This is a genomic window from Paenibacillus sp. Marseille-Q7038 (assembly GCF_965111595.1).
On sequence record NZ_CBCOOM010000001.1, the window covers coordinates 1,438,838 to 1,451,927 of the forward strand.

Annotated in this window: 10 protein-coding genes and 1 pseudogene; 8 read left to right on the forward strand and 3 right to left on the reverse strand. The window is 41.7% G+C overall.

The window, feature by feature from the left end:
* The first annotated feature begins 149 nt into the window (after nt 1-149).
* Both ACWPWY_RS06955 and ACWPWY_RS06960 read left to right on the forward strand, forming a co-directional pair.
* Complete coding sequence (locus ACWPWY_RS06955; protein ID WP_454191005.1) at nt 150-1,013, forward strand: AraC family transcriptional regulator; 864 nt, start codon at nt 150-152, stop codon at nt 1,011-1,013.
* A gap of 80 nt (nt 1,014-1,093) precedes the next feature.
* Entirely contained in the window at nt 1,094-2,278 is a 1,185-nt protein-coding gene (locus ACWPWY_RS06960; protein WP_454191006.1) for an IS256 family transposase, read from the forward strand.
* 170 nt (nt 2,279-2,448) lie between these two features.
* On the opposite strand, the gene ACWPWY_RS06965 is transcribed toward ACWPWY_RS06960, so the two are convergent.
* Nucleotides 2,449-3,198, reverse strand: a complete 750-nt coding sequence (locus tag ACWPWY_RS06965; RefSeq protein WP_454191007.1) for a YqcI/YcgG family protein — start codon at nt 3,196-3,198, stop codon at nt 2,449-2,451.
* 93 nt (nt 3,199-3,291) lie between these two features.
* Between ACWPWY_RS06965 and ACWPWY_RS06970 the strand changes: the two genes are divergently transcribed.
* From ACWPWY_RS06970 to ACWPWY_RS06980, 3 genes are all read left to right on the forward strand, one after another.
* Nucleotides 3,292-3,837 (forward strand): hypothetical protein, encoded by a 546-nt coding sequence (locus tag ACWPWY_RS06970; protein ID WP_454191008.1) that lies wholly within the window; start codon nt 3,292-3,294, stop codon nt 3,835-3,837.
* A gap of 229 nt (nt 3,838-4,066) precedes the next feature.
* Nucleotides 4,067-5,794 (forward strand): ubiquinone-dependent pyruvate dehydrogenase, encoded by a 1,728-nt coding sequence (poxB, locus tag ACWPWY_RS06975; RefSeq protein WP_454191009.1) that lies wholly within the window; start codon nt 4,067-4,069, stop codon nt 5,792-5,794.
* A gap of 216 nt (nt 5,795-6,010) precedes the next feature.
* Complete coding sequence (locus ACWPWY_RS06980) at nt 6,011-7,465, forward strand: aryl-sulfate sulfotransferase (protein ID WP_454191010.1); 1,455 nt, start codon at nt 6,011-6,013, stop codon at nt 7,463-7,465.
* A 130-nt stretch (nt 7,466-7,595) separates the two neighbouring features.
* Here ACWPWY_RS06980 and ACWPWY_RS06985 read toward each other — a convergent pair whose 3' ends face one another.
* Both ACWPWY_RS06985 and ACWPWY_RS06990 read right to left on the reverse strand, forming a co-directional pair.
* On the reverse strand, nt 7,596-8,171 hold the full coding sequence (locus ACWPWY_RS06985) for an S-layer homology domain-containing protein (RefSeq protein WP_454192826.1): 576 nt from the start codon (nt 8,169-8,171) through the stop codon (nt 7,596-7,598).
* Nucleotides 8,160-9,599, reverse strand: a pseudogene (locus ACWPWY_RS06990) (metallophosphoesterase); the annotation flags it as partial. The gene ACWPWY_RS06985 and the pseudogene ACWPWY_RS06990, both read right to left, overlap by 12 nt.
* A gap of 291 nt (nt 9,600-9,890) precedes the next feature.
* Between ACWPWY_RS06990 and ACWPWY_RS06995 the strand changes: the two are divergent.
* The 3 genes from ACWPWY_RS06995 (at nt 9,891) to ACWPWY_RS07005 (ending at nt 13,083) form a co-directional block, all read left to right on the forward strand.
* Complete coding sequence (locus ACWPWY_RS06995; RefSeq protein WP_454191011.1) at nt 9,891-10,769, forward strand: AraC family transcriptional regulator; 879 nt, start codon at nt 9,891-9,893, stop codon at nt 10,767-10,769.
* Nucleotides 10,770-10,856: 87 nt separating this feature from the next.
* A complete protein-coding gene (locus ACWPWY_RS07000; protein ID WP_454191012.1) occupies nt 10,857-12,134 on the forward strand; it encodes an ABC transporter substrate-binding protein in 1,278 nt (425 codons plus the stop codon).
* 58 nt (nt 12,135-12,192) lie between these two features.
* The gene (locus tag ACWPWY_RS07005; protein ID WP_454191013.1) at nt 12,193-13,083 is read left to right on the forward strand and encodes a carbohydrate ABC transporter permease; all 891 of its coding nucleotides are present in this window, start codon (nt 12,193-12,195) and stop codon (nt 13,081-13,083) included.
* Nucleotides 13,084-13,090: the final 7 nt, after the last annotated feature.

Consider the following 13,090-nt stretch of genomic DNA (forward strand, 5'->3'; position numbering starts at 1 on the left):
TCGTAGACCGATTGTTTAGAATATCACTAAATAATGTAAAACAACGAACATCTGCTTTTATTAGCTAACAAGCTGTCTTCACAAAGCACAAAAGAACAGGATCTAACTACATAAGGATCGTAAGATGGATCTAAGGGAGTGATTAATCAGTGAACTACGTAGAATCGCTTCAAAAAGCGATCTCCTATATGGAGAGTCATTTGAATGAAGTGATTCGAATTCAGGACATCGCCAAAGAAGCGAATATGTCAGCTTATCATTTTCAGCGACTGTTCATGCTTTTAACAGACACTTCAGTGGCAGAGTATATCCGGCGCAGACGTCTGACCTTAGCTGCACAAGAATTAAGTACTTCGTCTGTAAAGATCATTGATGTAGCTCTTCGTTACGGTTATGAAACTCCTGAATCATTCACGAAAGCATTTCGAAAACAGCATGGAATGACACCAAGTGTAGCAAGAAAAGAAAACAGCAACATTACATCTTATAACCGCCTGGTCATCCAGGTGAGTCTGAAAGGAGCAGATCCTATGAAATATCGAATCGTCGAAAAAGAAGCCTTTGAGGTAATTGGTGTGCATCGCACTTTTTCAATGGTGACTGCCGAGAAGTTTAAAGAGATTCCTAAAATGTGGCATGAGGTTCATCAGAATGGAATTAATGAGCGACTGTTTACTCTAAACAATGGAGACATCAAAGGGGTTCTCGGTGTATGCACACCATCAGAAGCTGGAGAAAAATCGATGGAATACTGGATAGCGGCTGATTATAAAGGTGAAGAACAAGAGGGTTTAGAAAAATTAGAAATCCCTTCCGCGACGTGGGCTGAATTTGAAGTCATCGGTCCGATGCCACATGCGATACAAAACGCTTGGACACGCATCTATTCAGAGTGGTTTCCTTCGAGCGGATATAAGCAATCATTAAATATTGAATTTGAATATTATACGGATGAAGATCCATCAATAGAAGATCTTTATACCGAAATCGAGAGCGTAAAATATCTTGTGTAAATAGATAAATACAAAAAGGAAGACCTTTTATTGTAGAATTGAGCTACCAGACTACAATCCATAGAAAAGAGGTCTTCCCTATGAATCATTTTACATCAGATTTGGTCCAAGCTCTAGTCACAAAACAGGATATAACCGAAGTTTTTCGTTGTCACTTAGAAATAGCTATGAATCGCTTGTTAGAAACCGAATTAACGGCATTCCTAGACTATGAAAAGTACGACCGGCTGGGAGTGAATTCTGGGAATTCTCGTAATGGAGTTTACACGCGTACACTTCGCACCGAGTATGGTGAGCTGCAGCTTAATATCCCACGAGATCGCAACGGAGAGTTTAAGCAGCAGACGGTAGCTCCGTACAAGCGTTCCAATGATACGCTTGAATCCTTCGTCATTCACATGTTCCAAAAGGGTGTGACAATGACGGAAATTGCTGAGCTTATCGAGAAAATGTACGGTCATCATTACACTCCTCAAACGATATCTAACATGACTAAGGTTATGGTGGAGCATGTAGAAGCCTTCATGAAGCGTACGCTAACAAAACGTTATGTTTGCGTCTATTTAGATGCGACTTACATTGCGGTTAAACGCGAAACGGTGTCTAAGGAAGCTGTATATCTTGCGGTGGGGATTCGTGAAGATGGCTCAAAAGAAGTCTTAACGTACGCCATTGCACCCACCGAATCGGCCTATGTATGGAAAGAACTCCTGCAAGACATTCGCGAACGTGGTGTGCAAGAAGTACTCCTCTTTATCTCGGATGGATTGAAGGGTATTGTAGATGCCACTCAGCAAGTCTATCCACAGGCCAAGTACCAAACGTGTTGTGTTCATTTGGCACGTAATATCGCTCATAAAGTACGTGTGTCTGACCGTGCAGAGATCTGTGGAGACTTTAAATCGGTGTACAGAGCTGACCATGAACAAGCTGGCAAAGCCGCTTTAGAATCGTTCTGTGACAAATGGAAACCCATCTATCCCAAGGTCGTTACATCGCTACGAGAAAATCCATATATCTTCACATTCTACCGTTTTCCAAAGTCCATATGGAGAAGCATTTATTCGACCAATTTAATTGAATCTTTCAATAAACAAATTAAGAGATATACTAAGCGCAAAGAGCAATTTCCACATGAAGAGGCTCTTGAGAAGTTCCTGGTTTCACAGTTTGAAATCTATAACCAACGCTTCGCTACACGTTGCCATATTGGCTTTGATCAAGCTCGATCTGAACTACTGGCGATGTTCTCCACCAAAGACTAGTACTACTTTCTATAAGAAGAGGATATTTTCATTTACACAAAATTCTTGACGCTACCCCGAAATCTGGATTCCTATTAAACGTTAAAACATATTTATTAGATGGATGGATAAATGTGAAAGCAAAAGCACATGGATGTGATTACACCCGTGTTGCTTTTGCTTTTGATGTTCTAACTTTTCTTCTTAAGGTGAAGATGAGCAAAAGGACACTTGGACTCTGTTGTCGAAGTATTATCATCGTTTAGGAAATACTGTTTCCATTCATAATTATCCTGACTTCCGTAAGATTGAAGATCGGGATGAATACCAACCTCATCATAAGCTTCAATTCGTTCTCTGATTTTCGATTTGATCTGTACAGATGTTTGAGCATTAGTATTAAAATCATTAAGTACCCAGCGCGGTGTTATTGCATATATAAAATACGGGAAATATCGGCTTTGTCTGCGATCATGTGCCGGGGTAGCGCAGTACATAAAATACTGTTCACCCGCATAACAATATTCCCATACATGATGGTGCGGATCGGTTGGGATATGAGAGGGCCATTCATTTGGATCCCTGCTGCTAACTTTACTTAGGACGTCCCAGAACAATTGACGATAATCAGATACCTGGTAGTTCTTCTGTAAGTCTACTGGAGTATCGAAAAAAGCAATTAATGAAGTGTATTTACCAAATGCCTGAGACTGCTCTCCATACATACTCAGCAGTTCAGCAAGTTCATCAGCTGCCTGATCTGATCTTGGGTCACTAAGAAAACCATATCTGAAGTGATTTAGTTTAAATCCAATCGTAGCAGGTATACAAGGAAACTTATGTGCCTTATCTGTCATTTTAGATTCAAAAAGTTGAAAGGCATCTTGTTGCCATTTCCCTAGTGACAAAGTGCTTAGTTTTTCTTTCTCAAACAAGAGCATGTATGACTTCCTCCTTTGTTGTTAACGTATTAATGGAGGTCATTATGTGTGTTTGTCCCATCTATTTAGTTTTAGAATAAAAGGAGCAAATGGATGATTATATCTTTTATCATAGCTTGTGAAATTGGATTTTGGATATTCGTAATGGGCGGTCTCTACAGCAGGTATGTATTACATAAGAAAAGACTGGGAAATATACTTCTCCTCTGTACTCCATTCATTGATCTTGCTCTGCTTGTTGCTACTGTAATTAGTCTGCAAAATGGAGCACCAGCAACAGTTGCTCACGCACTAGCTGCTGTATATATTGGTGTGTCGATTGGGCTTGGACATCGGATGATTAGATGGATGGACCAGAGGTTTGCTTATTGGTTCGCCAATGGGCCAAAACCGCAGAAAAGGTACGGAAAAGAACATGCTAGAGAAGAAATCCGGGGCTTTGCCGGCCACTTGGTATCATGGATGATTGGCTGCTCGCTGCTATACGGTATGACCATCTGGATAAATAACGAGGTGAATTCGGAGCCTTTCCGAGAAACGATAAGGATCTGGTCTATTATCCTGGTTATCGATCTATTCATCAGTGCTAGCTATACGCTGTGGCCCCGCCTTGAAAAGCAGAGTAAAACAAATAATTAGAATAAAGTAGTGATGAAAATTTAGAAGGATGCCAAGAGGCATTCTTTTTTTATTGTAAAACGTAAGTGGGGTATGATCTATCCTTATGAATGAAATTACATATATAAATTAATGGGCTTTTAGAAATAAGCGTTACTGTTCTTGTCTGGGAGGGTAAAGATAATCAGATGCAAGATCGGGTTCAGATTCCTATTTGCCTCAAGATTATACTAGAAAAGGATGAGGATACATGAAAAAGACAATTGCAGATGCGGTAGTAGATTCTCTTATTAACGCAGGAGTGAAGCGGATTTACGGAATCGTTGGCGATTCATTGAATGCGGTACTCGACTCCGTTCGAAGATCAGGAAAAATTGAATGGATCCATGTAAGACATGAAGAAGTAGCTGCATTTGCAGCTGGAGCGGATGCAGAACTAGAAGGAAGTATTGCTGTATGTGCAGGGAGCAGCGGACCAGGGAATCTCCATTTAATTAATGGACTCTATGATTGTTACCGAAATCGTGTACCGGTACTTGCTTTGGCAGCCCAAATTCCAAGTGATGAGATCGGCAGCGGGTATTTTCAGGAGACTCATCCAGAGCAGATATTCCAGGAATGTAGTGATTTCTGTGAAGTGATTATGACAAAAAAACAAATGCCTCGGACCTTATCTATGGCTATTCAGACAGCAGTTGCGAACTCCACGGTATCTGTTGTAATTCTGCCGGGAGATATCGCGGCTCTAGAAGCGGGAGAGGATGAGGTTCCTGACCAAATTTCGTATCATACGAAACCGGTAATTCATCCTTCTGAAGAGGAACTAGTGACTCTAGCTGGGTATTTGAATGCAGGTAAAAAAGTAACTTTGCTCTGCGGGGCAGGGACAAAAGATGCTCGAAAAGAGCTCATGGAGCTCTGTAGTATTTTGAAATCTCCGATGGTTACTGCTCTGCGCGGTAAAGAGTATCTGGAACACGATAATCCGTATTTTGTCGGTCTGACGGGACTCCTTGGATACTCTTCTGGATACAAAGCAGTTATGGACTGCGATGTTCTGTTCATGCTCGGTACCGATTTCCCTTATCGGCAGTTTTATCCGGAGAAAGCAACTATACTACAGGTGGATATCGAGGCATCCCATTTGGGTAGACGCACTCCCCTTACGTACGGACTATGTGGAACGGTAAAGGATACGCTGCAGAAACTTCAGCCTTATCTCACGATTAAAGACGATACAAAACATCTGGAGACGTCCGTAGAAAATTACGTAATGGATCGGAAAGAACTTGATGGATACGCAGAGTTTAAACCAGGGCATACACCTATTCACCCTCAATATTTGACGCGGCTAGTCAATGAAATGGCATCAGAGGATGCTATATTTACTTGTGACGTCGGAACGCCTACCGTTTGGGCAGCACGTTATTTAGAGCTACACGGCGAGCGCCGTCTGCTCGGTTCGTTAATTCATGGTACCATGGCGAATGCCCTGCCTCAAGCAATTGGTGCACAAGTAGCTGCCCCAGATCGTCAAGTGATTTCACTCTCCGGGGATGGCGGACTTTCGATGCTTCTTGGTGATCTGCTTACGCTTAAACAGCATCAGCTCCCTATCAAAGTGATTGTATATAACAATGATGCACTTGGTTTTGTTGAACTAGAGATGAAAGCTGCCGGATATTTAGAAACAGGGACAGATCTTGCCAATCCCAACTTTGCAGCCGTAGCGAATGGTCTTGGGATTGAAGGGATCAGAGTAGATAAGCCAGAAGATCTTCCAGCAGCCTTAGAACGAGCTTTTATGCATAATGGACCTGTTATTGTAGATGTGGCAGTGAATCGCCAAGAGCTGTCTATGCCGCCGAAGATTAGTCTAGAGCAAGCGCAAGGCTTCACGATATGGGCTGCCAAAGCGTTACTGAATGGAGAAGGCAATAAAATCATTGATCTCGCAAAAAGTAACCTATTAAGATAACTATTTAAGAACACTATTTAAAGGAAATGGTAAGTTTCTTAATACTTACTTGACTACTGGGAATAATTGGTTTAATCTATTCTCCATAGCGAAGCCGATTGGACAGCCAAAGGCTCAGAGCTCCTCTTTTCTTATGATTAGAGACGCTCTGAGCCTTTTTGTATATCTGCAGAGCTCAAATACGCTGTTACATAGGATCGAGAGGAGATACATAATATGGGACACCCTACGATTTATCCGACAGGAACCACCGTTTATTTACCTAATAAAGCATGGAGTGGTTATACTATCTTTCAAGCTGCAGATACGGGAGCGCTGCTCATTGATATGAATGGGAGAGAAGTGCGCTTATGGAAAGGGCTTAGAGGTTTTCCGAATAAACTATTCCCAGGCGGGTATGTTCTTGGTAGCACTGCTGAACGTGATCCGAAGTATGGATTTCAAGATGAAGCGAATTTGGTACAAGTCGACTGGGATGGTAATGTAGTCTGGAAATTCGACCATTATGAATGGATTGAAGATCCTGGACACAGCGGTGAATGGATGGCCCGTCAGCACCATGATTATCAGCGGGAAGGGAGCTCTGTTGGATACTACGCTCCTAATCAAGAGCCGAAGACTCACTCGGGTAATACTCTTATTTTGGCTCATAAAAATGTGAACCGTCCTGAAATATCTAATATCGAACTGCTTGATGATACGATTATTGAAGTGGATTATGAAGGCAATATCGTGTGGGAATGGTCTGTAAGTGATCATTTTGATGAACTTGGATTTGATGAGGAAGCAAAACAAGCGATTTTCAATGACCCGAATACTCGCGGATTTGGTGAACATGCGGGGGACTGGATGCATATTAATTCTGTTTCAGTTCTGGGACCTAATCAACATTATGATGCGGGTGACCAGCGTTTCCATCCAGATAACATCATATGGGATGCAAGAGAATCGAATATAATCGCCATTATTGATAAAACATCCGGAAAAATCGTGTGGCAGCTGGGACCAAACTATGATACGGAAGAAACGAAGCACATTGGCTGGATTATCGGTCAACATCATGCTCACCTCGTACCTAAAGGACTTCCTGGGGAAGGAAATATCCTTATTTTTGATAATGGGGGTTGGGGTGGTTATGGCCGGCCTGGTAACGTATCCGCTGATGGGCTAAAAGTGGCACGCCGTGACTACTCACGCGTACTTGAGATTAATCCCGTTACTCTTGAGATTGAATGGCAATACACGCCTACAGAAGCAGGCTTTGTTGCTCCGCTGGATTCGTATCGATTCTATAGTCCGTATATCAGCTCTGCGCAGCGTTTACCGAATGGAAATACGCTTATCACAGAGGGAGCAGATGGACGAATATTTGAGGTAACAAGAGATCATGAACTAGTATGGGAATATATTTCTCCTTATAAAAACAAACGAAATGCGAACATGGTATACCGAGCTTACCGGGTCCCTTACGAATGGGTACCACAGCTGGAACTTCCGGTTCAGACGGAAATTGCACCGATTAGCGTTGCTGATTTTCGTCTGCCTGGGGCTGCGCCAAGAGGGGCTGCCGTTACCGTAGTGATTGAAGGAGCTGTCTCTTATGATGATGGAGCTTTTTGTGTAGCTACTACAGATGAGTCGCTGCTAAATGATTCCGATGTACCGGGGTGATCGAACAAAAAAACCTCTTTCTCTAATCAATGAGAAAGAGGTTTTTGCTATGGCTATTTACTCTAAACTTATAAAGCTCATCAACGTCAAACCAATTTCAGAACAATTTCAAAGCAATGTCAAAATAACGTTAGTTCTTTACTGACAACAGTTTAGCAATAAAGACGGCAGCTTCTGCGCGGGTGGTTAGCTGCTCAGGAGCAAACCTATTATGACTCACACCGCTCACAAGGTCTGCTTTAACGCCTGCTGCAACATAAGGAACAGCCCATGCTGGAATAGATTCTTTATCCGTAAAGGAGAGGGAGGCATCGTTACTTACCGTAAGCCCTGCTGCACGTACCATCCATGTCGTTATTTCTGTACGATTCAGCTCGTTGCCTGGTTTAAATGTACCATCTGCATAGCCGCTGACTATCTCTGCTTCTACCGCTTGAGAGATATATGAGGACGCATACGATGGTATTTGCTTTGAATCCGTAAAGGTAAGTGAACTTGTTGTTTCTTTCATTTGTAGAGCACGGCCCAGCATCGTAATGAATTCTGCACGGCTGATGTACGCATTTGGTTTAAATGTCTGATCAGTGTATCCCGTGATATATCCTGCTGTGATACCAGAATGAATGGCACTTTCTGCCCAGTGACCTGAAACATCTTGTAAAGATACGACTGGATCCGTGTTCGTTGCTGTGTCTTTCTTGATGATTCCGAATTGATCTACAATAAAGGGTTTCGCTTCATTTTTATTTTGGTCGATTTCATAGGTCACCGCAGTGAATTTGTCACCATCGATGGTGATGCCGACAAAATTCTGTACTTGGCTTCGCTTCGGTCGATCATTTTTATCTGGATCGGGTCCATATATGGCAGCATGATGCTCTTCAGCCTTTTCGAAAAGATGGTAGTAGTTATCTCCAAGTTCTTCGCTCTTATTTTTGTAATAAACCTTCGGTCCCGCTGTCGCCGGAATAACGTAGATACTTCCATCTGGATTCACACTATATTCAATCGATTCTCCATTTAATGTTTCCGTAATTTTCTCTGGAGAGGTTGCTTTTCCTTCAGAGGTAATCGGTTTAGTACGGGCATAGATATGATCATGTCCTTGCATAACAAAATCAATATCAAGCTGTGCCATGAGCGGTGCGATTTGGTTACGGACACCATTAGCACCTATGATATCATCATCTGTTGCATGGTTAGAGGTTGTGTAAGGACCTTTATGAATATTTACAATAATCCATTTAGCCCCCGCTTCTTTCGCAGCTGCAGCATCTTTCTTCAACCATTCGACTTGAGCTTCGGAAAAGTTAGCGTATTTTTCTGAGTCCTCATTTGAGTTAAGGACGATAAAATGTGCATTACTGTAATCAAAAGAGTAATAAGCTCCTGTTTCTGTAGCAGATCCCGCAGGTTCATTAATATGAAAGTGTTCGTAAAAAGCAAAGTTCTCATCTTCATGATTCCCCGCAGATGGAACAATGGTCGTATGTAGCAGACTTTCTTGAGAATGACCAAGAAGCCAGTTCCATTGATCTTCTGTCGTTCCTGTATCCACAATATCCCCGTTATGAACGACAAACTGAGCATCAGTAACGGTTTGAAGTGCTTTATCTAGCGTTTCTGAAGATAAAATCGCTTCTTCTTCCGTTTTGGCTTGTGTATCGGCGATATCAATAAAAGTAAATGCACCACTATCCGGAGCCGTCTGGAATGTACCTGCTTTACCCCATACTCCCCTTACTTTGTCACCTACACGGTAATGATAAACTGTATTTGCTTCAAGACCCGTAGCCTCTGTTTTATGTAAAAGCTCTTCTGGAGAATTAGTGGATAGGGAAGAAGTGCCTGTAAACGTGAGGGCATTGTTAAAATCGGGTACTGTGTTTGTTTTCTTCGTTACTTGAACTGTACTGTCCGTAAGCTGCTTAGATGTATACCATGTAAACCCCTTTGAACTTGTTGTATCCCCATAAAAAGTCGTTGTTATTTTACTGATACCCTGATTCTGTCGTAGATCTGCTTGTTCTGCTGATTCCGCGTTAACCGGCACGGCGAAAGGAATAATGACCAGACCAAGCACCAGAATAAATGATAAGATCGATGCCATTCCTTTTTTAAACATGTTAATCATAAGTACACTCCTCATTGTGATATATATGTAATATTCGACATGCCAAGCATAGCAATCGTTTGTTAACTTCATGGTTTGAATCCTAGTGTATTATGTAAAATATAAAACAAATGTAAAAATACATATATGGATGTGTTACTCCTTTATAAGCTGTGTACTTCGATAAACTTCAATGAACTATGTAATGAATCATTTTTTTTATCATCTATTGTTAGAGGGAGAAATATGGATCATGCATCATATCATTATGTTATAGGCTTTCATAACGTAAACAGGAGAGGGTGGACCAGAATGGGAGAACCTACTTTTCTTGAGACAGGTCATATGGTGGCAGGAATTCCTATACGCGTGATTCATACGAGTGAACAATTCAATTACGCTTCACACTGGCACGAAGAAGTTGAAATGGTTTTTGTTAGGGGAAAGAATGCAAGGATTAGAGTGTATAACCGTCATTATGAACTTGAGCAAGGAGAGATACTGATCATTAAGCCGGGGGATGTACATAGTTTCTTACCAGGTACAGATCAGCTCACTATTCTTTTATTTCGTCTCGAACTGATCACGGGGAGTTTCGTAGTTACAGAAGATATAAAAGAAATGATAGATCTTTTCAATCAAACGACCTTAATCCCTTCAAACATCTCTCGCGAACATAATCTAAGCTCCTACCTAGATACCTTATCCGATGAAAGCACCAAACAGCAGGCGGGATACCGCTGGTCTATGATTGCAAGGTTGTATGATCTCATCGTTCATTTATTACGTATAAAAACACCCACATCCCAAAAACCGAACTCTGGGCGAGTATGTTCATCATCTAAGAAGTTTGAATTCATCCAGTCAATCTGTGAGTACTTAGAAGAGCATTATGCAGAAAATATTACGCTCGATCAGGTAGCGGAGCATATTAAATTCAGTAAGTTTTACGTGTGTACTCTGTTTAAAGAGAGCAAGGGAGTCACACTAATGGAGTATTTAAATCATTTTCGCATTATCAAATCGGAATGGGCATTATTATTCAGTAAAGACTCTATATTGGATATCTCCATAAGGCACGGATTTAACAATATCAACTCCTACAATCGGCTATTTAAGAAATATAACAATTGCACTCCCTCCGAGTTCCGAAAGAAGCATCAAACAAAGATCACAAATTATGAAGGATAATTCGCAATATCTGAAGAGAAAGCCCTCCGCAGAATCACTATACTCTAATAAATTGTAAGCGTTTACTTTTTTTGGAGGAGGGGGAAAATGAAGAAGAAGTTTAATCGAAAATATGTCTCGTTCATTGCTATTCTTACGGCGGCAATGATGTTATCTGGATGTAGAGCGACAGGAACGACCCATTCCAAACAAGAGGAGATCACCATCTGGAGCTTTACCGATGAAGCCGGTTATGCAATTGAGAAATTCGAAGAAAAATATCCGGACATTAAAGTGAACTTCGTCAATATCCCTGGGAGTTTCTATATCACAAAATTGAAATCGGCATTACAGACGGCATCCAAAGCGCCCGATGTCTTTATGATCGAGAATGCCAACATAAGAGAGCTGATCGATGTTCCCTATTTAGAGAATTTATCTACACCGCCATATGATGCCAATGAGCTTATTAAGGAACAATACCCTTTTGTTCAGTCTAATGAAAAGGATAGCGAAGGAAACGTCAGGGCTATTGGCTATCAAGGTACACCCGGGGGAATTTATTATCGCAGGGATTTGGCAAAACAATATTTGGGGACGGATGATCCTGAGAAAGTTAGCCAGATGATTAGCACCTGGGAGGATATTTTCAAGATAGGGGAGCGGGTACAGCAGGAAAGCGGCAATAAGGTTCATGCGCTTGCGAACTGGAATGCGATATCGAATTCATATGACGGTATTCCTTGGGTGAAAGACGGAAAATTCATCATTGATGATACTTACATGAAGGTTCTGGATCTTGTGCGTGAAGCTCGTCAGCGCCGTGTACTAGGGGAGTATGATGACGGAAGTGCCGGGTATGCTGCATCGATGCAAAAAGGGCAGGTGATGTTCTATCCGGGAGCAACCTGGGCGCTGCAATATACGTTTAAGGCAAACGCCCCGGATACAAAGGGACTGTGGGGACTCGCTCAGGGACCGTCTGCTTTTAGTTCAGGAGGTACGTACATTGCGATGTACAGCAAAAGTGATAAAAAGGATCTTGCCTGGAAGTTTATTGAGTTCTATAACTTTGATCATGATTTCTTATCCGAACTTGCAAAGGAACAAGATTATTTTACTAGCAATATGGTTGTAAACGATGAGCTTGCAAAAACGGTTACTTCTGATTATTTAGGTGGACAGAAACATTTTGAGTTCTTCTCAGAGGCAGCAAAGCAGGTACCTGTGTATGAGCGAACTAAATTTGATACGACTATAAATGCGGATATTTTCAAAATTGTACTCCAGTTGTATCTCAATAACGACATTCAGACCAAAGAAGAAGTAGTGCAGAGAATGAAAAGGGATGTGAAATTGAGATTTCCGGAGCTAGAAGTCGAATAGCTTTAGATTTGTGCTATAGGTAACGGCTATAAATTTCTGATGACGGGGGGTACAATTCATGTTTGCTAAGTCGATCCGCAAAGACCACTATGGTTACTATTTCATTGCGCCATTCTTTCTTATTTTCCTCATATTCGGACTCTATCCTATTCTCTACTCTCTATATCTTAGTTTTACGAATTGGGACGGAATCACTTCCCCCGAGTTCGTCGGACTCGGTAACTATATCGCGGTTCTACAAGATCCTTTGTTCTATAAAACACTCTTCAACACGCTTTTTATCTGGGGAGTCTCCGTTGTTCCGCAGCTTACTGTTTCTCTTGTGCTCGCCTTTATTCTCAACGACAAACTACTCAAGGGGCGAGATATCTTCCGGGCTGTCTATTTCTTCCCGAACATCGTTACCGCTGCATCGCTGGGTCTGCTCGTGAGTCTAATCTTTGACTGGCAGTCAGGGGGGCTGAATCACTTTCTAGTTCAAGTTGGACTCATTGATGATCCTATCAATTGGAAGAATGATCCTTGGTTTATGCGCCTTATCGTTTCTTCGATTCTTTTCTTTCAATACTTTGGGTACTCGATGGTGATCTATCTTGCCGGACTGCAAGGAATAGATCCCTCGCTACAAGAAGCTGCGCAAATAGATGGTGCTGAGAAGAAGCATATCTTCTTTTATATTATTGTGCCGATGCTTCGTCCGATCATTCTCTTTCAGATTATTACGTCCATTATTGGAGGTATTCAGATTTTTGATCAGCCATTCACACTGACGAACGGCACAGGTGGTCCGGATCGTGCAGCGATGACTAGTATTATGTATTTATATAATGTGGCATTCCAGAGTACTCGTTTTGGTTACGGAGCTGCCATCGCTTTTTGTTTATTCGTAATCATCATGCTATTCTCAGCCATATCCTTTATGATGACCAAGCGGAAGAGCAGTTCATAGGGAGGAG